Source organism: Candidatus Nanohalovita haloferacivicina (assembly GCF_029232205.1).
GTDB lineage: Archaea > Nanohalarchaeota > Nanosalinia > Nanosalinales > Nanosalinaceae > Nanohalovita > Nanohalovita haloferacivicina.
Genome location: NZ_CP107255.1, coordinates 459,219 through 478,307 on the forward strand (window position 1 = coordinate 459,219; position 19,089 = coordinate 478,307).

Consider the following 19,089-nt stretch of genomic DNA (forward strand, 5'->3'; position numbering starts at 1 on the left):
CGGTTTAATATTCAGCGACAGCCAAAGAATCGATATGTCAAATCCAATAGACCATGATCACAGACAGGCCGCTAAAGAATACAGAGAGGCCTCCGGAGGAAAAGGAGAGAAATTCAGGGACTGGCAGGCACAGGTAGAAGACGAAACCAGCTTTGATGACAAAACCAGAGAGCTCATGATGCTGGCCGTAGCCTCCGCACTACAGTGCAAGTTCTGCGTTAGCGCACATAGTAAAAAAGCGATAAGACATGGAGCATCCAGGGAAGAAGTAGCAGACGCAGTACAGATTGCTTCAGAAGTCAGAGCAGCATCCACAATGGCCTACGGAATGGACGCATACCAGAACTTTGACGACTTCGATGAAGAATAAAAAATAAGAACTTTAGAGGCCTTAAGGCCTCACAAATTTTTCACCTGTTTTCTCTTTCCCATTTTCTTGCGGCTTCGTGGAAGATATGGAATCCTGCAAGCCCGATAATCAGTGAGAATGATAGGAAACCGATAGATACTACTGCAGGCGCCAGGTGGTACAGTAGGCCTGCTACGAACATCGGCACAAGCACTGCGCCGGCGCTGAACATGAAGATTGTGAACTTCCATGCATCGAACAGCATCTCGTTAGGCTCAAGGCCTGAAAGATAAGCTGTCACGCCCACAAGGTAGACGGATATTGATGGGAGGCTGAGTGCTCCTACGATAGCGCCGTCAGCTCCGTAAATATAGGTGTTTGCTGCGATGAATGCCCAGGCTACAGGTACTGAGACAGTTAGGTAGAGGCTGAGCTTTGCATCAAACACTTCGTGCATTTCAACAGGGAACTTGGTGTATGTGGAAGGCCTGTCATTCAACGTAATCCAGTTATACGTGGAGAGCGAGGCAATTGAAAGAATCAGCGCGACTACAAGACCTGGTGCTGCTGTTCCTGCTGTCAGGAACGGGATCTGTGACATCATGAATACATAGAATGCGTAGATCAGGCCGAACGAGAAGAAAATCTTGATTACTCCTCCGCTACTCCTAAGAAGCTGGATAACAGATTTGGAGACAATTCCTGTCTTGTCGTATCCAAGTAGATCATGCACTTCATGGAACTTGTCCTCGCTGGTACGCGACTTTCTACCGCTGGAAGGCCTGAAAATTGCCACGCTGTAGAGAGCCAGTAATGAAAATGGAAGGAATCCTGTAATGAAGCTGGAGATCCCTGGATTTGAGAAGAATCCAAGAGGGGTCAACTCCATAAGGCCCATGCTAGAGTAGTAGATTGCTCCTGCAAGAGGAATGCTGAATCCAAGAAGGTAGTTCACGCCAAGATTGTAGAGCGAGGCGAATGCCAGACTCATTGAAACTCCCAGCATAAACATTCCGGAACCTGCAACCCAGGCCATCAACACTTTCGAAACTGCATAGGATGTGAAGTAGTTGACTGATAGAAGGCCTAGAGTCAGTGGTGCTACGAAAAGTGCTGAGTAGTACAGTAAATCCTTGAGTATGAATACTGAGACAATCTTTCTCTGCTGGATTGGCAGGGTTCTTGAGGAATATATCAGAAGATTGTTCTCTCCTATCAAGTTCTCGGCTCTATCCCGGCTGATGAACCCTATTGAGCCGACGTTGAGACCCAGGAAGAACAACAAGGCAAGTATTCCATACTCTATCTGGCCTACAGTAAATCCTGTGTAGAAAGATGAGGCCACTAGAAATGCTGAGGCCGCGAGGACTACAAGAGGGAATAATGCGAAGTTTCTGCCTCCGAAAAGTTCGGAGTGCATTCTCCACTCTTCTTTAATCATTTCTCTGAGCAGACTCAAATCCTTCCACCTCTTCAAGGAACTCATCGGTTAGCTCGCCGATCTCATCCATCTCATGCTCGGCAATCAGTTCTCCCTGATCCAGGACACCGATCTTGGTGCAGACCTCCTGAGCAAGACTCAAAACATGTGTCGAGAGGAATATAGTATTTCCATCCTCCTGATACTCTTGGAAAAAGGCCTTGACATTTTCCTGAACCAGTGGATCAAGATTGGTCAACGGCTCATCAATGAAAACCAGGCTAGGCTCGTGGATAAAGGCCTGCGTAATCATAACCTTCTGCTTCTCACCCTTCGAGAGATCCATGTTCAAAGTATCAAGTTTCTCCTCAAACTTCAGTCTTTCAGCCCATTCCTCAACCTTGTCAGAGACATCAACGTTTCTGATCTCTCCGACAAACTGGAAGTACTCTCTAGGCGTCAGAAAGCTTGGAGGATCCTCTCTTTCAGGAAGAATTCCAATCTTCTCCCGAACTGTACGCGGATGCTTCTGAGGATCGACCCCCAGAATCTTCGCAGAACCAGAATCAGCTGAGAGCTGGCCTGTCAAAATATTGATTGTAGTAGATTTTCCAGCGCCGTTAGGGCCGATAAAACCGTAGAGCTCGCCCTCATCAAGTTCGAGATCGAGATCTTTCAAGGCCTCTACGTCTCCAAAACTTTTGGAAAGGCCTTCTGCTTTGATAGCTTTCATTGTTTTACAAACACCTGTCACAAATTTTGCCAGGCCGCTGTAAATAAACTTGGTTTCCTGGAACTGAGAATACTTAAAAGAATGAATCAACTTCAACCAATTCATGGGCCTGAAACTACTTGTTACCAGCGATTTCCACGCCAAAGAAGACCTTAAAGAAGGCGCAATTGAAGAGGCAAACTCTGGAGACTACGATCTATACCTTAATCTAGGAGACTTTATCGACCCGGATTACGCGGAAGAGCTTTTCGACAGGATCGAAATTCCGGGTCTCGGATGCACAGGTAACAGAGATCTATTTGAAGACGAGGAAATGATTGAGAAGGCTCCGGTATTCCACTTTCTGGAGGCCGACGTCGACGATGAATATCTCGTGATTTTGATTGGAGGAGACTTCCCTGACGATATCAAGGAGCAGGTTACAGAGATAATTGAAGAACACGGCGACTCATCGAAAGTAATAGTAGGTTCTCACTACCCGCCACTGAAGCTCGGCGACAGAATCCACTCTGGCGACAGGATAGGGTTTGAACAGTTCAGAGAACTTATCCTGAAGCAGAAACCTGCGCTATGGGCTAACGGCCATGTACACGAAGACTTTGGAGAAAGAAGCCTTCTTGGAACCACGGTACTTAACGCCGCAGGAGAATCAACGGGCAAAGGCTACGCAGTTACAATCGGAGACGAAGGCGGAGTAGAAGAGGTAGAAGAAGTAAATCTTCTAGACGAATAACAATTTATAAGATTCAGAGTAAATCTGTTTTCCTACATAGAAGGGCTCTTAGTTCAGCCTGGCGGAACGCTTCCTTGGCAGGGAAGAGGCCGTGGGTTCAAATCCCACAGAGTCCACTACCATCAATTTTCTGAGAAGGCCCTGTTTTCTTCATATGCAAAGATTACAGTATTCCGGTCTTTATCCCTGTGTAGGCCTTTACTACAATCTCTTTCAGTACTCTCGTGCTCTGAATATTCATCAGGTAAACTGCAGCAGCCAGTACGTGCAGAGATATTAGGTAGGTAGCCAGACTGTGAAGGGTGCCGCTTGTTCTCTGTACTATAATACTAATGAGTGCAGAAGCTATGTGGATCTGTATAAATGCTGCAGCAAATTTTTCTACACCTGAGCTCTGACCCATGTAGGACTCTCGAGACATTAATTATTATAAAAAAGCCTCAGGCCGTGGATGAACGTTTCTTTTATAAATATTTTTTCTGGTTCTTTTCGGGATAAACCCTATTAACAACGCGGAAGAAAACACTTTCATGTTAGAAGGCAGAACCTTTGAGAAAGGAATTTTTTCAGGCCTTGCAATCTCTGTAGTAGGTTCTCTGATTTTACCTGTGTTTCAGCTGGTTGCTGTGGTAGCAGGAACGATTCTGGCCGCGGTGATAGCAGCTAAAAACTACAGAGAAGGCCTTATAACAGGATTTGTGACAGGATTTTCTATTGTTTTTATCGCATTGCTAAATCTCTACACAGGTTCGGGCCTGCCAGTACAGGGCATAATGAGTTCTGCAATGTCTTTTTCACCAGCTAACACAACTATGGGTTTGTTTATCTCGGCCTCCATCATGGTCATGGCTCTTTCAACAGTTTCCGGCGCTATTACGGGTTATGTAATTCATGAGGAGGAGTTTGACTACTCTACTGCATGAAGAATCTGTCAATGATGATGGCAGGGCCTCCGATAAGTGAAACCAGCAGCAATATGACTGCAAACCCGAGATCGATCTGCGCAACTAGAACAGCCAGTACCACTCCTGCAATATTGACAACAGTAAGTGCTGCTACGGCCTTCCAGAATTTTTCCATTATTCTTACTTCCTCTCAAGCCTGTAGATATCCTCGGAGATCAGTTCTTCGAATACCAGCAGGATGTTGTATGTGAAAGTTACGTGAGCGCCTATCAGGAATACAAAGGCCATTGAGAAGCTCTCAACATTGGTTACAGCGAGATACGTGATCAGGACGCTGCCGAGGGATGCGAAAATGTGGATCATCGAGGCCGCAATATGCTGTACTTCTGGAGATTCAACTTCGCGGAAGAAACCTCTGAAGCTGATCGCGGCCAACAATGCAAAACCTACAACCCCTCCGAATACAAAAGCCAGTATGGCGGAGGGAGTCATTGTGAAATTATTCAAAAGCAAGGCTCCTGAACCCCAGATACTCAAAGTATAACCATAAGCCGCTGACTCATCTGTAATATTGTCCTGGATATTGTCAAGGAACCTCATGCATAGGGTTTTAGATTGCTCTAACTTAATAATTTTTCAAGTGACTGGAAAAATGGTTGAAGAAAAAGAATTTGAAGAAATCTACATTCTTACAGGCAACTCCGACAAAGTTGAGGCAGCAAGAACAGCCTTTGAAGAATCAGAAATCAAGCTTAAACAGTTAGATAAAGATATTCCTGAAATCCAGGCCGCTACCAGTATGAAAGTAGCCCGTCACACCGTTGAAGAAGTAATTGAAGATCTAGAGGGTCCTGTTGTAAGAGAGGATCACAGTATTTTTCTAGATGCTATTCCAGGGTTTCCAGGCCCTTATATGAGCTACTTCGATAAAAATATGCCTGCAGAGAGATTGCTGGAGCTTCTTGAAGGAGAGAAAAGAACAGGTTATTTTGAGATTTCTGCTGTGTTAGGTCTTCCTTCCGGTCAAATTGAGGAGTTCGGTTTTCGTGTGCCGATCAAGATTTCGGAGGAGATCAGAGGCAGTCAGAGAAACTGGGATCGGGTTTTAATGCTGAGAGATTCTGAAGAAACGTTTGCAGAGTCGGATGCGGATTCCAGGAGAGAAATTTTCAACAGGAATTTCCAGGAGATCGCAGAGTTCCTGAGTAAGTAATTCTCTTTTTTATTTATCGAGCCAAAGTTAGTTCATATGGATCTAGTTAGTTTTGTAGCAGGAGTTTTCGTAGGAATTGTTGCCGGTATCGGTGGCGCGTTGTTCTATTTGAGATGGAAGATGCGTCAGCAGCTTGGAATGATGGAAGATCAGATGAGTGACTTGATGGATTCCACGCAGGCAATGACTGAAGGCCTCGGAGATCTTGAAGATATTGAAGAGGTCGAGAATAAAGAAGAGGAAAATACGGATTAAATTTCCTTCTTATTTTTCTTCGTAGAGCTCGTAGCCGAAGTAGATCTGATACAGTCCGGCAAGGCCTACAAGAAGATAGATAGCGGCTTCAACCTGTCCTCCGGCAACTCCGCCGAAGATAAGGTTTACAACGTTGTATGCTTCTCGTCCTTCTCCGGAAAGCATTCCCAGGCCTACTAATCCCCAGTTCAATGCACCGATTACTACAAGGCCTAGAGTCGACCAGTCAAGGTATTTTACATCTGCCATTTACAGTTCACTTAACCACTTTTACTGCTCTGAGGATTTTATAGTTTGGGCCTGTTTTACTGCTTTTTCTCCAGTTTTTCGGCTGTTCTCTCCATTTCGTTGGAGATGCTTCTAAGCTGGTCGATGAAGGCCTCGCTTCTGGCAGAGTATTCTTCCTCTATTTCAAGGTCTCTAAGTGCTGATCTGAGATGTGCTTCCTTGATTTTTGCCATCATATCGCCTTCTTTCAGAGTTTTTTCGGTTATTTCGTCTAGCATTCTGGATAGAACACAGTTGATTACGTGAGGTACGTCGCCGTCAAGGGTCTGTTCCTCATCCATTCCTTCCCGAATAATTCTTCTGATTCTTCCCTCGGAAAGAGCAAGATCATCGTTTTCAAGCTGGCCATAATTGTCCGGAATAAGCTTCTCAAGGTTCATAATAAGGAATATATGCTGCACAAACTACAAAAAATCACTTGGTCCACTGCCGAAATCCACTAAAATTATCAACACCAATCTTTAACCTATGAGAATCAAGGCCCGCACCATCCGGTTTTTACTCGCAGTTTTCCTGACAGCTCTCCTGATTCCTGGAGTAGCAGGAGAAACAGTTTTCGAAGACAGAGTTACAGTAAATTCCAACTCCAGCATGACAGTTTTCGCACAGGACGTAACTGTAGAAAACGTAAACGGCAGCCTAACAGTATTCACACAGAACCTCGATATTGAAGGCCCTGTAACCGGCAACGTAAAGGCCTACGCACAGAATGTCAATATCTACTCTACTATAGGAGGAGATGCCGAATTTTATACTCAGAGCTTTTCTTTGAAAGATACTGGCCAGGTTAATGGCACGCTAACTGTGGCTGCGGAAAATACACATCTGAATGGATGGATTAACGATGCAAGAGTTGAATCTGAAAATCTTGTAGTTGACTCTGGCGCACAGATCAGTGGAACACTACGTTACAGGGCCGAAAGGTTCGAGCAACAGACAAATGTAACCGGCCAGATAGTTGAAGCCCCGAGAGATATAGATCTAGTTAATACAGCCGATATAGCTAGTGAGGCCGTAATGGAGACTGCAGAGTTCCTGATAAGGATCTTTGCAGGCCTTCTGCTTATTGCTTTCGCGCCAAGATATTCGCAGAAGATCAGTGAAGCCTTCCGGTCAAGAACTGCGGCCTCAGGATTCCTTGGATTAATGGCTGCGATTCTTCTTCCTGCCGCGACATTCATCCTTGCACTGACGATTGTAGGACTCCCTCTAGCAGCAATAACAGGTCTGCTGTTCCTGATTCTTTACCTGTTGGGAACTTTCTACGGGCCTTACAGCCTCCTGAAGAATGTTGTGGGGACTGAGGAGAGAGGCCATGATTACGCGGCAATGGTTCTGGGAGTTGTCCTCTGGACCTTGCTTGATGCGCTTCCGCTGCTTGGAGATATAGCCCAGTTAGTGATTGCGGTGATAGGTATAGGCGCCTTTATTCTTCCTGGCTGGGAGGGCATGGGTCGAAGGATAAGAAGATAAATGCCTCCAACTCCAAAGAACTTGCATGGAGAAAGTGTTTTTCCTCAGGCATTTCCAGACAGAGGTAGATCCGGATACCCCGGTCTCTGAATGGAATCTTTCAGAAGAAGGCCTTGAAGAAATGGAGGAGTTTATGCAGGGCGATCTTCCGCAAGTTGAGGCAATTCTAACTAGTCCGGAACCAAAGGCCCAGAACACTGCTGAAAGACTTTTAGAGCAGATCGGCGAAGAGGTTGTTCCTCTTGAAGAACTTAGAGAGGTTGATAGATCTCGCAGAGGGTTTATCGAAAAACATCATAAGTATGTGGAGACTGCAAAAGAGTATCTGCAGAACGATTATCCAAAAACGGCCTGGGAACCTAAATCAGAGGTCAAAAGAAGAATCAGAGAATTTATACAGAGAATGGAGGGTATGGGCTATGACAGAGTTCTTGTAGTGGGCCATGGCCTGTACTTCAGCATCATGCTTGGTGAGGAGCCTTATTATTTCTGGAGAGAGCTTGAGTTTGGAGAGTTAATCGAAAAAGATTTCGAGGAATTGCAGCAGTTTAAATAATCTTCAGATTTCTTTTGTTTCCTGTGAAGAAGAAAATCCAGATAGATGATCGAGAGATCACAGTGATAGGAACAGCACATGTATCCCAGGAGAGCAAGGAAGAGGTCAAAAATACTATTGAAGAGGTCAGGCCCGACACTGTATGCGTTGAACTGGATGAGAATAGGTTGAAATCTCTCAGAGAGGAGTCGGGATGGCGAGAGCTCGATGTAACAGAGGCCATCAGAAACGGTGATGGAAAACTTCTCTTGATGAACCTGGTCCTATCAATATATCAGAAACAGATGGGCCTGGAACAGGACATGAAACCGGGAGAAGAACTTCTACAGGCCATTGATACAGCTGAAGAGAAAGGCCTTAACTATGCTCTAGTAGATCAGGATATCAATATTACATTGAATAGAGCAATGAGCTCGCTTGGCATCTGGGACAAAATAAAACTGATGGCCTCGCTCATGGTTTCCTCAGAGGAAATGAGTGTAGAAGAACTGAAAGAAGACAACCTGATCAACGCTCTTGTCGATGAACTTGACGAAGAATTCCCTCAGCTATCCAGAGTATTCCTGCACGAAAGAAACACGTACATGGCAGAAAAAATACTTGAACAGGACTTTGAAAAGGCCGTTGTAGTTGTAGGAGCAGCACATATGAAAGGCCTGATAGAAGAACTTGAGAAAGAAAAGAGAGATACCGATTTCCCTGATGTAGAAGGCTTTCCGTGGATGAAAGCTGTAAGCTACGGCATTCCGGCGTTTATACTATTGGGCCTTGGCTACAGTTTCTTCCAGATAGGTTTTTCCACTGGAATTAACGCTACAAAGTTCTGGATTCTGAGTAATGGCATTCTTGCCATGCTTGGTGCTATAATTGCGCGTTCACATGTTTCTACCTGGATTGTTTCTTTCCTGGCCGCACCTCTAACATCGCTGGATCCTGCGCTCGGTGCTGGAATGGTTGCTTCGTATGCAGAGGCCAAGCTTCACCCACCTACAGTTGAGGAGCTGGAATCGATCACTGAAGTTACACGTTACAGAGATCTCTGGGGTAATCAGGTTGGCCGCATCCTGCTTACATTCGGTTTTGTAACGATCGGCAGTGCACTGGCCACGTTTGTCTCAGCAGGGTATATCGCCTCGCTTATTGGGTGAGGTTTTAATGAGTCCAGCCCGTAAAGACTCTCATGTCAGAAGAAATAGGCCGTCACAAGGGAACAGTTGAAACACTTCTACACGAGAAGAAAGAGCTTTCCAGAATTCTACAGATAGTGGACTCTCAACTTGAGAGACATCTTTCCGCACTGGAAGAGAAAGGAGTGGACACAGACCAGTTCATAAATCAGATACAACAGCAAAGCCAGCAGAGACAGCAAAAGGCCCAGCAACAAAGCAAAGAAAGAAGCTCACAGAGAAGCCAGGGAAACTCCGGTAGAGGCCAGAGATCTGGAGGAAGCTCTCAGAACTCAGGAAGATCACGGAACAGGTCATCTAACTCAGGTAATTCCGGCAATTCCAGAAATTCCAGCGGTAGAAGAAGTTCAGGCCGAAGAAACAGTTCCGGAAACAGCCAGAGAAACAGAAACAATAGGAGTAGCGGAAGAGGCCGATCACAGGATAATCAGGAAGAAGACGATAGAGACATGGATGACTTCTTTGAGGATGAAGAAGAGCAGAGCGACTCAAACAGGAAGGACTTCAACCCTCTATAAAAACTACATCATCCATTTTTCTTCCCATCTTCTAATCCTATCTCTCCACTCCTCTTCTTCTAGATCATTTTCAGAATCTTCCTGCGCCCGTTCCTCACTATTCCTAAGGTACAGGCCTACAGCAGCACCTGCAAACATTCCAAAAAGATGAGCCTCGTACGCCACATTGTTCTCCGCCCCAAGACCTAGCAAATTCAACGCAATATAGCCCAAAAGCACAACCCACATCGGCGCTGGAACACCAAAAACAAGACCGATCTTGTTAGGCCTGTAAACAGCCAGCGCTGCCAGAATTCCAACTGCACCACCAGAGGCCCCGATAATAACCGAGTTAGGGAAGAAAATAAAGGCCGTAAGATTTCCAACCAGTGCAGAAATAAGGAAGGTTCCCATCAAAGTTTTTTCATCAGTCATCAACTCATAGATGCTGCCAAATAGAGCGATAAAGAAAATATTGTTGAACAAGTGCTCAGGCCCTGAATGGCCTAGGAAGGATGTGAAGAACTTCCACAAAGGAGATACGCCGGCCTGAAATCCTGGCTGCCAACCGTAAACTGTCTGACCTAGAAATACCAGTGCAAGAAAGAACGAAAAAATCAAGGCCGTGAATCTGAACTGTCTGTCTTTCATTGTACTGGTTCTGCGAGCACCCAGAAATGGGTTTCCTCTCGGTAATCCTCGGTGTAGGTTGTTATTATTTCGAATCCGGCCTTTTCAAGCAGTTCGACATTCTTTTCAGCGGAGTAAGAGCTCCATACCATTTCCTGGCCTCCGATCTCTCCCTCAAAATCATCCATCTCATCAGGGCCTAGAGTGATTAAAATAGCTCCCTCATCACTAATCCATTCTCTAATCTTCTTGAAGAGATCAAAATGCTCTTCACGCGGAATATGGAAGATAGCATAAAAGCTGACTACTGCATCAAAAGAATTTTCCCCGAAATCATTTTCAAAGAAGTCTCCCTGCAGAAAATCAGCTTCAGGAACATTTTCACGCGCCATCTCTACATGTTTCTCAGAGATGTCAACGCCTGTGACTTGATGATCTTTCTCTACAAGAAAACGGTCGAAAGGAAGGCCTGTACCACATCCAAGATCCAGAATCTTGGACTCTGAAGGAATACCGTCAAAAAGGCTCTCCATCAGCTCTCTTTCCTTCTCTCTGACCTCTCGGCCTTCGCGATAATCGCCTTCATAGTCGCCCTTGTCGTAGCCTTCCTTTACCTTGTCTCTCATTCCTCTAGCTGCCTCAAAATTTCAGCAGTATCCTCTACCCCGATTGACATGATCAGTCGGGAAAGTCGAGGCCCCTGCTCACGTGAAAGAAGGGTTTTGTAGGCTGCAGTGAAGAACTCGCCGGTTCCCAGCGCCGAATCCTCTTTAACATCGAAGATCTTACCGTCAAGATCATCCTGATCCTTGAAATCAGTGGATTCCAGCTTATCAGCAAGCAGAACCATGGCCTCCTTCTCATCCTCGCTTAGATTATCTCTTATCTCGTGTGTGATTTCTTTATTGATCTCATAGACATAGTCTTCTGGAGCGTAGTCGCGAGCCCAGTTCTTCGCTCTTTCAAGTCTTTCCAGCACTCTCTCCGCATTTCTCTCGGAGATATCCTCTGGAATATGGCCTGTACGTTTCAAGGATTCAAGGCCTTTCTCCTCCCACTCTTCTTCAGGTACTGTCTGCGCGATGAAGGCTGCGTGCTGGAAAGGAACTCTTACAGGCTGTTCTTCAGGAATATCGACCATTGCAATCTCGTAAACTCTCTTCCAGTGTTCTCTCTTTCTATCGTTCTCGACTTCTTCAGGATTGAAGTAAGCGTTCTCAACCTTGTCGAAGTTATCATATCTTTGGAAGATGTCTTCTGACTGGAAAGGAATCTCGAAGGCCTTGCTTGGCTTCGTATTGGAGAACAGGAATCTGATGATCTCCGGAGAATAAACCTCTTTCAGTGTGGAAACCGTAAATACGTTTTCTCCTGATGAGGAGGAGATCTTGGCGCCATCTTTTGTAACAAATTCGTACATCTGGTGGACAGGTACATGGCCGTCAAATACTTCCTGAACAATCTCGTTAGCGGTGTCTCTTGATCCTCCTGAGGCTGAGTGCTCTTTACCAGCAGGCTCAAAGTCAACTCCTTCGTATTTCCATCTCATAGGCCAGTCAACTCTCCATGGTGGCTTAACATTTCCTTTCTCCTTGAAGTTAAGCTCTCTTTCCTCTTCACATTCCTCACAGTAGTAGGTAACGGTGTATTCCCCGTCGTAATCTCGTACTTCTGTGAAGTCTTTCTCACATTCTGTACAGTAAACTCTCAGAGGATAGTAAGGTTCTTCGAGAGGTTCTCTTCGGTATTTGTCAAGTATTTCTTTGATTTTATCACGGTGCTGAAGGCCTTTCTTGATTAGATCGGCGTACTCTGCTCTCTCAAACATTTCGCTCTGTCTGATGAACTCAATGTCCATATGCATTCCTTCAAGCTCTTCCTCAAGTCGAGACTCGAAGTGATCTGCGTAACTGTCGTGGCAGCCCTCTGGGTCTGGTACCTTGCTGAGTGGAAGGCCTAAGTACTGTTCGAAGTCGTCAGGTACGTTGGCTGGAACCTTTCTGAAACGATCGTAGTCGTCCCATGAGTAAATGAATCGGACGTTTTCCCCATAGTTCTTCAGTGACTTGACAACGAAGTCTGTAGTAATTATTTCACGGAAGTTACCTGCGTGCACGAGGCCTGAAGGAGAAATTCCCGATGCACACACATATTCTTCCTGATCTTCAAATTTTTTCCTGACTCCGAAAGCCAGTTGATCGCTCCAAAATAGCGGTTGATCACTCACTGCAGATCACCGTTATTTTGTTCGAAGAAATTTGATCCTAAATTTCGGCTCCAGAATAAAGGCTGCTCGCTCATGAAGGCCTTTTATCTACAGAATTTTTTATACCGCTCGATCCTCAAGCACCAATTTTTAAGCATCCAACCCTTCAAGAAGATACATGATTGCAGGACTTGAACCACGAGTAATTTTCTCAATAATTTTCCTAGCTGCACTAGCAGCATTCCTCTGGTACGACAGAAACCAGATACAGAGAGTCTCAATACTTTTCTACAGAAGAACAAAACACGGAATAGACCTGATAGATAGAATAGCCAAGAAATCACCGCGCTTCTGGAACATATACGGCTGGGCAGGAGTAGCCACAGGCCTAATCAGCATGCCTGCAATCCTCTTCCTGGCAGGATCCGGAATCGCAAACCTCTTCAGCAATCCATCCGCAGGAGGAGGCCCAGCACTAATCGCACCAGGCCTCTCAGGAGAAACCACTTTCCAATCAGGAATCTCCTTCATACCTGTAGAGTACTGGCTTATCTCGATTATGGTGCTCATGGTTGTACACGAGTTCAGCCATGGAATAGTTGCAAGAGCTCAGGACTTCGAACTTAACTCGGTTGGATGGCTGATCATGGGAGTAATCCCTGGCGCATTCGTTGAGCCAAAGGGAGAAAACATGCTTCCGGGCGGAGATGAAGATATGGAAGAAGTAAAGGAAAACGGCGGAATGTGGGACCAAGGAACCTGGACACAGCGACTTAAAGTCCTCTGCGCAGGAAGCTTCGCAAACTATGTCACCGCAGCAGTATTCTTCCTACTGGCCACAGCAACAGTAATGGGTACAACAATGACTGTAGAGTCAGGATACATAGGGATCCAGACACAGCCATCGGAGCAAGGCCTCCAGTACCAGGCCGTTGAAGGATTCCCGGCTTACGAGGCTGGAATGAGAAATGGCACTCTGCAATCGATAAACGGCACTGAGGTTAGCAGTGTTGAAGATCTCAGAAACTTCTCCAACAACCTGAAGCCTAACCAGACGCTGCAGATAGAGACCAGCGAAGGCGACTTCACGGTTGAGACAATAGAATACGAATACAGAGAGTTCAAGGCCTCAGTTCTTCCATACGCTGCAGGAATGCTATGGTTCATCAGCCTGTTGAACATGGTAGCATACCTGAACTTCGTGGTAGGATTCTTCAACATGCTGCCAGCTAAACCTCTTGACGGAGGCCAGGTAGTAGACGCATTCCTCGAAAGATTCTACCCAGATGGCAGAGGCCTTCTAAACTACTGGTCTCTACTGGTCTGGCTACTGCTCCTGGGATCACTGGCCCTGGGAATATCAGTATCGGTACTCTAAAATACCTCTCCTCCCCTTCTTTTTCTTGATGAGCTACGAATACGAAGCAGGTTCCTGCAACATCAACAGGTACCAGCAAAAAAGAAGATATCTTGCATCAGTAATAGGATTTGCAGCTGCTGGAACAGTAGCACTATTCTCTTACAGCTTTCAGCTACATCCTCTAATGACTCTGGCAGTATTCATCGCTACAATGGTAGGATTCGAAGGTCTATACCAGGGAAGATTCAGCTTTTGCACAGGATTCGCCTCCAAAGGAATCAGAAGCAAAGGAGAGGAAGCAGAAACAGAAGAAGTCCCCGAAGAACAACTTGAAGAAGACAGAGAAATGGCCCGCAGAATACACTACTACTCACTACTGTCCTCAGCATTCGTTACAGCGCTGTTCTACACAGTAACCTATGCAGTCAACTAAAAAACTCATTTACTTTACTCTTCTTTCTCAAAGGCCTTCTTCACATCCTCTTCAACTTTCTCAACTTCCTCCTCAATCTCCCTTTCTTCTTTCTCAACATCTCGTTCGATCTCCTCAACCTCCTCTTCAATCTCATCTCTCTCAAAATAAAAGAACTCGGCAACGAATACAACCGCAAAAATACCTCCAATGTAGTACAGCATATGCTGATTAGTCCTGAAAAGATGCACAATCAACAGTACAAGTGCAGATAAAGACCCGAGCAAGCCAAAGGCCGGCACCCAGCCATTATTCCTTGATTCTCTATCCTTCAGACAGATGAAGTTCACAATGGCAAATATGCTGATGAAGGCCACAGATGCGAAGGTTGTAACTTCTTCAAGAGAGCCCAGAAAAGTAAATAATGCAGTAAGGCCTCCAACCACGGCAATGCTATGGGTGGGTACTCCCTTCGAGTTTCGGAATGAGAAAAGATCTGGTAGTTCGTTGTCACTTGCAATCCTGTAAGTCAGACGTGAAGTACCGAACAAGGTGGCGTTGATAGCTGACGCAGTGGAGAAAAGAGCCGCAACTGAAACAAGTAGTACGCTGCCTGTCTGCAGGAAGTAATTATGGAAAATCTGGGAGGAGGCAAAGGCCAGAGCAGTCTCTTTATGAACAGCAATCTGCTCAGCAGTCATCAAGTTGGTAGTAACAAGAGCAACAAGAACATAGATCAAAGTAGAGGCAATAACCGAGATATAGGCCGCTTTCTTCAGCGTATCGTGGCCTCCTTCAATCTCGGAATACTCGTAGGTAAGCAACTGAAAACCCTCAAAAGAAACAAAAATAGCTCCAACAGCAAAGATCGGTGATAGAAATCCGTGCTGCAAAACACCTTCCGCGAAAAACGTCAGCTCAGGCCTCTGAAAAATCATGTACAGCCCGGAGATGGAGAAAAGGCCTAGGATACAGATCTTGGCATATACAAGCAGATCTTCTGAACTGCCAGCCTTCGAAGGACCCAGAAAGTTAACAAGCACAAACAATCCGATAATTCCAACAGATAGAACAGGCCTCAAAAGTTCTGAAGTAAAGGGAAGAGCGTTAGCGGCAAATGAACCAAAAGCATAGGAGTACATGGCCATAGTCCCGATATATCCAACTACAAGAATCCAGCCAACCATTCCAGCGATATTCTTATTGTCAACGTAATGCTCGAGAAAAGTAAAAGATCCTCCTTCATCCTCAAGGTGCGATGTCATGTTAACATACGAGTAAGCAGATGCTAGGGCCACAAAACCAGCCAAAAGATACGCAATAAAGGCAGCATCACCTGCAATCGAGGCCGCAACACCAAGTGCCGCGAAAATACCACCGCCAATAATTCCTCCGATACCCATCGCAACTGATTCCTTAAGACCCAGATCGCTCATAAAAACAAAAGAGAACTCTCTAGAACTTAAACTCTTCCAAACCTATTTGTAACTTTAACCGGCTTCAATCAGTATGACACACAAAATAGAAGTTGTCGACCGCGACGAAGAAGTAGAAGCAGAAGACGGCCAATCAATACTGCAGGCCCTGCTACACGGAGGAGTAGAATGGATGCACGCATGTGGAGGATTCTGCAACTGCACCACCTGCCGAGTCAAGATAGAGGAAGGCATGGAAAACGTCAGCGAAATGCAGGAAGACGAAAAAAACACTCTAAGAAGATTCCAGGGAGAAGAAGTACTGGAAGGACCCTTCCGCCTCTCATGCCAGGTCAAAGTACACGGCGACATCAAAATCTCGGAACCAGAATGGTACTAATGAACAAATCTCTGTGATCCCAGGATGAACGACCTAATCATAGTCGGAGCAGGCCCAGTAGGATCACACCTCGCACAGAAAATGCAGGAAAAAAGCCTCAACGTCCTCGTAATAGAAAGAAGCAATGAAATAGGAAGGCCTCTCGCATGCTCAGGCCACGTATCGCCCGACATCTGGAACTTCGTACCAGAAGATGCAAGAGAAAGGCTCTACCAGAATGAAATAAAAGGGGCCAATTTTCACACAGAATCCGACAAAGAATACACTTTCTACAAAAAAGAGACAGTCTCCTACGTAATTGACAGAGTAGAGCTCGATAAATTAAAGGCGGAAGAGGCCCAGAAAGCAGGAGCAGAATACCGAATGGGAGAAACAGTCCTGGAAGTAGAAGAGAAAGAAGACAAAGTAATAGTTGAAACAGACAGCGACACATACGAGGCCAGAATGGTGGCAGGCTGCGACGGCGCATCCTCAACAGTCAGATCCAAAGCAGGCCTCCCTGAACCAGACCATTTCTATCAGGGAATACTCTGCTTCTCCAACGAAAAAGACTCTTCAGATCACGTAGACGTATTTCTTGAAGTACCGAAGTTTTTCGGCTGGAGAATACCACGTACAGACTCCGTAGAGTACGGAGCAGCAGTACCAAAAGGAGAAAACCCGCGAAAATGGCTGAACAAAGTAACAGACGGATACATTACGGAAGAAGAACAGGAAAACATCTGCGCAGGAGCAATACCCATAGGCCCTCCTGAAAAAGTTACTTCGGAAAGAATTTTTCTGGCAGGAGATGCCGCAGCTCAAACCAAGCCATTCACAGGAGGAGGAATACTTTATGGAATGCGGGCGGCAGAAAAAGCAGCAGAGACAATCGATGTAGAAGAACCTCCATCTCTTGAAGACTACGAAAAGGCCTGGAGAAAAGAACTTCTCAACGATATCAGAGTAGGTTCGATCGCAGAATCAGCTTATTCGTGGCCTGAAATAATACAGAGAGCAGGAATGAGATTCTTCGAGGGAGAGATCGGAGTACACATGGACAGGCCAACCTCGCTATTCAGCATTCAGCAAATTAAGACGTTATTCAAGCGATAAAGTGCCAAAGACTTGATAAGTTTCTCACCCCAAACTTGATTAGATGGCACTGATTAATCTGGAGGATGTAGTAAAAGAATATCAGATGGGTGAGAACATTGTACAGGCCCTAAGAGGTTCTAATCTTCAGATAGAGGAAGGAGATTTCGTTGCAATCATGGGGCCTTCCGGATCAGGAAAATCTACTCTTATGAACATGGTAGGAGCTCTCGATGTACCTACAAGAGGAAAAGTAACTCTCGATGACAACAATCTATCAGATCTCTCGGAAAATGAACTCGCCCGGTTAAGAAGTGAGAAGGTAGGTTTTGTATTTCAGAAATTCAATCTTATCTCCTCAATGACGGCCCAGGAGAACGTTGCTCTGCCGATGCTGTTCCGTGGCGCATCGAGAAAGGAGAGGATGGAAAGAAGCAGAGAACTGCTGGAAAGGATGGGCCTGGAGGATAGATTGGATCACATGCCTTCAGAGCTTTCAGGAGGACAACAGCAGAGAGTATCGATTGCCAGAGCACTGGTAAACGATCCTGAGATCATTCTTGCAGATGAGCCGACAGGAAACCTCGATACAGAGACCGGTGACAAAGTAATGGATCTACTGAAAGAACTGAATGAAGAGGAAGGGAAGACAATTATCATGGTTACGCACGATCCACACGACGCCCAGTACGCGCAGTACATTGTCGACATAACAGATGGCGTAACAACGAAAAAGGAAAAAGAAGAAAACTATGAATATACAACTCGAGTTGAAGAGGATTAAATAATACTATGAAACGACTTGCAATAGCTTTAACACTTGTAGCCTTGTTTTCAGGGCTTGCATCATCACAAACACAGACAGCCTCACCGCCAAACCAGATAGAATTACAGGTAATGTCTACAGAACCTTCGCCTTTACAGATAGGCCAGTACGCCGATGTAAGATTCAAAGTTACCAATGAAAGATCTGACGACTTTGACAATGTAACAGTACTTTTCAGAGAAAACTATCCTTTCTCGGTGGATCCAGATAACAAGAAAAGATGGAGGATCGCAAGCCTTGAATCTGGAGACAGCTACCAGTTCAGAATGCAGGTAAGAGTCGACTCCAACGCACTACAGGGAGAAGAAACAATGGAATTCAGAGTTGAGACAGCAAACGGAGCGAGAACATTTGAAATACCTGTACAGGTAAAAGCTGACGACGACGGCCTCGTCATAAGCGATGTATCGTTCCCGGAAAAAGTAGCGCCAGGAACCTCAAGAACAATGAATCTAACAATAGAAAACACGGCAAGAGCCTACTTCAGAAACGTAGAAGTATCCGTCAATCCTGACGCAAGCACACCGGTAGTAACTTCAGGAACATCAGGAAAGAGAATAGGAAGCATAGAATCAGGAGAAACCGAAGAAGTATCTTATACACTTAACATCGATGAAGGAGCAGAAAACGGAGTATACAGAATCCCTCTCGAACTCGAATACGAAAACGAAGCAGGAGCATCACTATCCAAATCAGAGACCACAGGAATTGTAGTAGGAGGAAGCCCACAGATAGAGGTAGGCCTTAACGACGATGGAGCAATTCCTTCAGGATCCACGGGTACAGTAACCTTCAGATTCATCAACAGAGGAGAAGGAACAGCAAAATTCGTAAAAGTAGAAGTTCTTGAAGGAGAAAACTACATTATCCGAACAGGAAGCAGCGTATACCTGGGAGACATGAATTCAGACGACTACCAGACAGCAGAATCTGAAATCTACACTTCTCCAGGCACAGACACAATCAATATTCCTGTAAACGTAACCTACCAGGAAAACGGAGAGGAAAAGACACTTACAGAAACAGTAACAGTGGATGCACTGACATCTGAAGAAAGAAACCTCTACGGCAGCTCTTCAGGCAGCCCTATCCTTCCCGTGGTAATAGTAATCCTACTGCTGGCAGGAGGCCTCTACTACTGGAGAAAAAGAAGGTAA

General features: G+C 45.4%; 26 protein-coding genes and 1 tRNA gene. 16 read left to right on the forward strand and 11 right to left on the reverse strand.

Annotated elements, in window-relative coordinates:
• The first annotated feature begins 34 nt into the window (after window positions 1-34).
• Entirely contained in the window at window positions 35-370 is a 336-nt protein-coding gene (locus tag HBNXNv_RS02515) for a carboxymuconolactone decarboxylase family protein (RefSeq protein WP_347721266.1), read from the forward strand.
• A 40-nt stretch (window positions 371-410) separates the two neighbouring features.
• Here the strand turns inward: HBNXNv_RS02515 and HBNXNv_RS02520 are convergent, their stop codons facing one another.
• The gene (locus HBNXNv_RS02520; RefSeq protein WP_347721267.1) at window positions 411-1,808 is read right to left on the reverse strand and encodes a hypothetical protein; all 1,398 of its coding nucleotides are present in this window, start codon (window positions 1,806-1,808) and stop codon (window positions 411-413) included.
• On the reverse strand, window positions 1,783-2,502 hold the full coding sequence (locus tag HBNXNv_RS02525) for an ABC transporter ATP-binding protein (protein ID WP_347721268.1): 720 nt from the start codon (window positions 2,500-2,502) through the stop codon (window positions 1,783-1,785). The genes HBNXNv_RS02520 and HBNXNv_RS02525 overlap by 26 nt, the downstream gene beginning before the upstream one ends.
• A gap of 103 nt (window positions 2,503-2,605) precedes the next feature.
• On the opposite strand from HBNXNv_RS02525, the gene HBNXNv_RS02530 reads away from it, so the two are divergent.
• Both HBNXNv_RS02530 and HBNXNv_RS02535 read left to right on the forward strand, forming a co-directional pair.
• Window positions 2,606-3,235, forward strand: coding sequence for a metallophosphoesterase family protein (locus HBNXNv_RS02530; protein WP_347721269.1), 630 nt, complete (start codon window positions 2,606-2,608; stop codon window positions 3,233-3,235).
• 42 nt (window positions 3,236-3,277) lie between these two features.
• Window positions 3,278-3,351: transfer RNA gene (locus HBNXNv_RS02535), tRNA-Ala, on the forward strand.
• Window positions 3,352-3,398: 47 nt separating this feature from the next.
• Here the strand turns inward: HBNXNv_RS02535 and HBNXNv_RS02540 are convergent.
• A complete protein-coding gene (locus HBNXNv_RS02540; RefSeq protein ID WP_347721270.1) occupies window positions 3,399-3,638 on the reverse strand; it encodes a hypothetical protein in 240 nt (79 codons plus the stop codon).
• A 127-nt stretch (window positions 3,639-3,765) separates the two neighbouring features.
• On the opposite strand from HBNXNv_RS02540, the gene HBNXNv_RS02545 reads away from it, so the two are divergent.
• Window positions 3,766-4,158, forward strand: a complete 393-nt coding sequence (locus tag HBNXNv_RS02545) for a hypothetical protein (RefSeq protein ID WP_347721271.1) — start codon at window positions 3,766-3,768, stop codon at window positions 4,156-4,158.
• Here the strand turns inward: HBNXNv_RS02545 and HBNXNv_RS02550 are convergent.
• Both HBNXNv_RS02550 and HBNXNv_RS02555 read right to left on the reverse strand, forming a co-directional pair.
• Window positions 4,148-4,315 carry a hypothetical protein gene (locus tag HBNXNv_RS02550; RefSeq protein ID WP_347721272.1) on the reverse strand — a complete coding sequence of 56 codons (168 nt, stop codon included), beginning with the start codon at window positions 4,313-4,315 and terminating at the stop codon, window positions 4,148-4,150. The genes HBNXNv_RS02545 and HBNXNv_RS02550 overlap by 11 nt on opposite strands.
• A gap of 5 nt (window positions 4,316-4,320) precedes the next feature.
• Window positions 4,321-4,740 (reverse strand): hypothetical protein, encoded by a 420-nt coding sequence (locus tag HBNXNv_RS02555; protein ID WP_347721273.1) that lies wholly within the window; start codon window positions 4,738-4,740, stop codon window positions 4,321-4,323.
• 52 nt (window positions 4,741-4,792) lie between these two features.
• Between HBNXNv_RS02555 and HBNXNv_RS02560 the strand changes: the two genes are divergently transcribed.
• Together HBNXNv_RS02560 and HBNXNv_RS02565 are read left to right on the forward strand one after the other, a co-directional pair.
• Window positions 4,793-5,353, forward strand: a complete 561-nt coding sequence (locus HBNXNv_RS02560) for a non-canonical purine NTP pyrophosphatase (protein WP_347721274.1) — start codon at window positions 4,793-4,795, stop codon at window positions 5,351-5,353.
• Window positions 5,354-5,389: 36 nt separating this feature from the next.
• Window positions 5,390-5,608: a hypothetical protein gene (locus HBNXNv_RS02565; protein WP_347721275.1), complete on the forward strand. Its 219-nt coding sequence runs from the start codon at window positions 5,390-5,392 to the stop codon at window positions 5,606-5,608.
• 9 nt (window positions 5,609-5,617) lie between these two features.
• On the opposite strand, the gene HBNXNv_RS02570 is transcribed toward HBNXNv_RS02565, so the two are convergent.
• Together HBNXNv_RS02570 and HBNXNv_RS02575 are read right to left on the reverse strand one after the other, a co-directional pair.
• Window positions 5,618-5,857, reverse strand: coding sequence for a DUF378 domain-containing protein (locus HBNXNv_RS02570; protein WP_347721276.1), 240 nt, complete (start codon window positions 5,855-5,857; stop codon window positions 5,618-5,620).
• A gap of 56 nt (window positions 5,858-5,913) precedes the next feature.
• Window positions 5,914-6,276 carry a hypothetical protein gene (locus HBNXNv_RS02575; RefSeq protein WP_347721277.1) on the reverse strand — a complete coding sequence of 121 codons (363 nt, stop codon included), beginning with the start codon at window positions 6,274-6,276 and terminating at the stop codon, window positions 5,914-5,916.
• An 88-nt stretch (window positions 6,277-6,364) separates the two neighbouring features.
• Between HBNXNv_RS02575 and HBNXNv_RS02580 the strand changes: the two genes are divergently transcribed.
• Genes HBNXNv_RS02580 through HBNXNv_RS02595 form a run of 4 tightly spaced genes read left to right on the forward strand, consistent with a single transcriptional unit; the run spans window position 6,365 to window position 9,630 of the window.
• On the forward strand, window positions 6,365-7,369 hold the full coding sequence (locus HBNXNv_RS02580; RefSeq protein ID WP_347721278.1) for a DUF8173 domain-containing protein: 1,005 nt from the start codon (window positions 6,365-6,367) through the stop codon (window positions 7,367-7,369).
• Between the two features lie 25 nt (window positions 7,370-7,394).
• On the forward strand, window positions 7,395-7,925 hold the full coding sequence (locus HBNXNv_RS02585; RefSeq protein WP_347721279.1) for a histidine phosphatase family protein: 531 nt from the start codon (window positions 7,395-7,397) through the stop codon (window positions 7,923-7,925).
• Window positions 7,926-7,948: 23 nt separating this feature from the next.
• The gene (locus tag HBNXNv_RS02590) at window positions 7,949-9,073 is read left to right on the forward strand and encodes a TraB/GumN family protein (protein ID WP_347721280.1); all 1,125 of its coding nucleotides are present in this window, start codon (window positions 7,949-7,951) and stop codon (window positions 9,071-9,073) included.
• Window positions 9,074-9,105: 32 nt separating this feature from the next.
• Window positions 9,106-9,630 (forward strand): hypothetical protein, encoded by a 525-nt coding sequence (locus HBNXNv_RS02595; protein WP_347721281.1) that lies wholly within the window; start codon window positions 9,106-9,108, stop codon window positions 9,628-9,630.
• A gap of 3 nt (window positions 9,631-9,633) precedes the next feature.
• Here HBNXNv_RS02595 and HBNXNv_RS02600 read toward each other — a convergent pair whose 3' ends face one another.
• From HBNXNv_RS02600 to lysS, 3 genes are read right to left on the reverse strand one after another with little or no spacing between them, the layout of a single operon-like run.
• Window positions 9,634-10,260 (reverse strand): rhomboid family intramembrane serine protease, encoded by a 627-nt coding sequence (locus HBNXNv_RS02600; protein ID WP_347721282.1) that lies wholly within the window; start codon window positions 10,258-10,260, stop codon window positions 9,634-9,636.
• On the reverse strand, window positions 10,257-10,865 hold the full coding sequence (locus tag HBNXNv_RS02605; RefSeq protein WP_347721283.1) for a class I SAM-dependent methyltransferase: 609 nt from the start codon (window positions 10,863-10,865) through the stop codon (window positions 10,257-10,259). Before HBNXNv_RS02605 ends, HBNXNv_RS02600 begins: the two co-directional genes overlap by 4 nt.
• Window positions 10,862-12,466 carry a lysine--tRNA ligase gene (gene lysS, locus HBNXNv_RS02610; RefSeq protein ID WP_347721284.1) on the reverse strand — a complete coding sequence of 535 codons (1,605 nt, stop codon included), beginning with the start codon at window positions 12,464-12,466 and terminating at the stop codon, window positions 10,862-10,864. Before lysS ends, HBNXNv_RS02605 begins: the two co-directional genes overlap by 4 nt.
• A 157-nt stretch (window positions 12,467-12,623) precedes the next feature.
• Between lysS and HBNXNv_RS02615 the strand changes: the two genes are divergently transcribed.
• On the forward strand, window positions 12,624-13,823 hold the full coding sequence (locus HBNXNv_RS02615) for a site-2 protease family protein (protein WP_347721285.1): 1,200 nt from the start codon (window positions 12,624-12,626) through the stop codon (window positions 13,821-13,823).
• Between the two features lie 28 nt (window positions 13,824-13,851).
• The gene (locus HBNXNv_RS02620; protein WP_347721286.1) at window positions 13,852-14,238 is read left to right on the forward strand and encodes a hypothetical protein; all 387 of its coding nucleotides are present in this window, start codon (window positions 13,852-13,854) and stop codon (window positions 14,236-14,238) included.
• A 14-nt stretch (window positions 14,239-14,252) separates the two neighbouring features.
• Here HBNXNv_RS02620 and HBNXNv_RS02625 read toward each other — a convergent pair whose 3' ends face one another.
• Window positions 14,253-15,653, reverse strand: a complete 1,401-nt coding sequence (locus HBNXNv_RS02625) for an APC family permease (protein ID WP_347721287.1) — start codon at window positions 15,651-15,653, stop codon at window positions 14,253-14,255.
• A 73-nt stretch (window positions 15,654-15,726) separates the two neighbouring features.
• Here HBNXNv_RS02625 and HBNXNv_RS02630 point away from each other — a divergent pair, with 73 nt between their 5' ends.
• The 4 genes from HBNXNv_RS02630 to HBNXNv_RS02645 are packed head-to-tail and all read left to right on the forward strand — an operon-like array spanning window position 15,727 to window position 19,089.
• Window positions 15,727-16,032, forward strand: coding sequence for a 2Fe-2S iron-sulfur cluster-binding protein (locus HBNXNv_RS02630; RefSeq protein ID WP_347721288.1), 306 nt, complete (start codon window positions 15,727-15,729; stop codon window positions 16,030-16,032).
• A gap of 24 nt (window positions 16,033-16,056) precedes the next feature.
• A complete protein-coding gene (locus HBNXNv_RS02635; RefSeq protein ID WP_347721289.1) occupies window positions 16,057-17,127 on the forward strand; it encodes a geranylgeranyl reductase family protein in 1,071 nt (356 codons plus the stop codon).
• Window positions 17,128-17,170: 43 nt separating this feature from the next.
• Window positions 17,171-17,890 (forward strand): ABC transporter ATP-binding protein, encoded by a 720-nt coding sequence (locus HBNXNv_RS02640; RefSeq protein WP_347721290.1) that lies wholly within the window; start codon window positions 17,171-17,173, stop codon window positions 17,888-17,890.
• Between the two features lie 8 nt (window positions 17,891-17,898).
• Entirely contained in the window at window positions 17,899-19,089 is a 1,191-nt protein-coding gene (locus HBNXNv_RS02645; protein ID WP_347721291.1) for a COG1361 S-layer family protein, read from the forward strand.

Excerpts from the sequence above, each read along its gene's own strand:
- HBNXNv_RS02515 (WP_347721266.1), top strand. The coding sequence starts at position 35 with ATGTCAAATCCAATAGACCATGATCACAGACAGGCCGCTAAAGAATAC.
- HBNXNv_RS02525 (WP_347721268.1), bottom strand. The coding sequence starts at position 2,502 with ATGAAAGCTATCAAAGCAGAAGGCCTTTCCAAAAGTTTTGGAGACGTA.
- HBNXNv_RS02530 (WP_347721269.1), top strand. The coding sequence starts at position 2,606 with ATGGGCCTGAAACTACTTGTTACCAGCGATTTCCACGCCAAAGAAGAC.
- HBNXNv_RS02540 (WP_347721270.1), bottom strand. The coding sequence starts at position 3,638 with ATGGGTCAGAGCTCAGGTGTAGAAAAATTTGCTGCAGCATTTATACAG.
- HBNXNv_RS02545 (WP_347721271.1), top strand. The coding sequence starts at position 3,766 with ATGTTAGAAGGCAGAACCTTTGAGAAAGGAATTTTTTCAGGCCTTGCA.
- HBNXNv_RS02550 (WP_347721272.1), bottom strand. The coding sequence starts at position 4,315 with ATGGAAAAATTCTGGAAGGCCGTAGCAGCACTTACTGTTGTCAATATT.
- HBNXNv_RS02555 (WP_347721273.1), bottom strand. The coding sequence starts at position 4,740 with ATGAGGTTCCTTGACAATATCCAGGACAATATTACAGATGAGTCAGCG.
- HBNXNv_RS02560 (WP_347721274.1), top strand. The coding sequence starts at position 4,793 with ATGGTTGAAGAAAAAGAATTTGAAGAAATCTACATTCTTACAGGCAAC.
- HBNXNv_RS02565 (WP_347721275.1), top strand. The coding sequence starts at position 5,390 with ATGGATCTAGTTAGTTTTGTAGCAGGAGTTTTCGTAGGAATTGTTGCC.
- HBNXNv_RS02570 (WP_347721276.1), bottom strand. The coding sequence starts at position 5,857 with ATGGCAGATGTAAAATACCTTGACTGGTCGACTCTAGGCCTTGTAGTA.
- HBNXNv_RS02575 (WP_347721277.1), bottom strand. The coding sequence starts at position 6,276 with ATGAACCTTGAGAAGCTTATTCCGGACAATTATGGCCAGCTTGAAAAC.
- HBNXNv_RS02580 (WP_347721278.1), top strand. The coding sequence starts at position 6,365 with ATGAGAATCAAGGCCCGCACCATCCGGTTTTTACTCGCAGTTTTCCTG.
- HBNXNv_RS02585 (WP_347721279.1), top strand. The coding sequence starts at position 7,395 with ATGGAGAAAGTGTTTTTCCTCAGGCATTTCCAGACAGAGGTAGATCCG.
- HBNXNv_RS02595 (WP_347721281.1), top strand. The coding sequence starts at position 9,106 with ATGTCAGAAGAAATAGGCCGTCACAAGGGAACAGTTGAAACACTTCTA.
- HBNXNv_RS02600 (WP_347721282.1), bottom strand. The coding sequence starts at position 10,260 with ATGAAAGACAGACAGTTCAGATTCACGGCCTTGATTTTTTCGTTCTTT.
- HBNXNv_RS02605 (WP_347721283.1), bottom strand. The coding sequence starts at position 10,865 with ATGAGAGACAAGGTAAAGGAAGGCTACGACAAGGGCGACTATGAAGGC.
- HBNXNv_RS02615 (WP_347721285.1), top strand. The coding sequence starts at position 12,624 with ATGATTGCAGGACTTGAACCACGAGTAATTTTCTCAATAATTTTCCTA.
- HBNXNv_RS02620 (WP_347721286.1), top strand. The coding sequence starts at position 13,852 with ATGAGCTACGAATACGAAGCAGGTTCCTGCAACATCAACAGGTACCAG.
- HBNXNv_RS02625 (WP_347721287.1), bottom strand. The coding sequence starts at position 15,653 with ATGAGCGATCTGGGTCTTAAGGAATCAGTTGCGATGGGTATCGGAGGA.
- HBNXNv_RS02630 (WP_347721288.1), top strand. The coding sequence starts at position 15,727 with ATGACACACAAAATAGAAGTTGTCGACCGCGACGAAGAAGTAGAAGCA.
- HBNXNv_RS02635 (WP_347721289.1), top strand. The coding sequence starts at position 16,057 with ATGAACGACCTAATCATAGTCGGAGCAGGCCCAGTAGGATCACACCTC.
- HBNXNv_RS02640 (WP_347721290.1), top strand. The coding sequence starts at position 17,171 with ATGGCACTGATTAATCTGGAGGATGTAGTAAAAGAATATCAGATGGGT.
- HBNXNv_RS02645 (WP_347721291.1), top strand. The coding sequence starts at position 17,899 with ATGAAACGACTTGCAATAGCTTTAACACTTGTAGCCTTGTTTTCAGGG.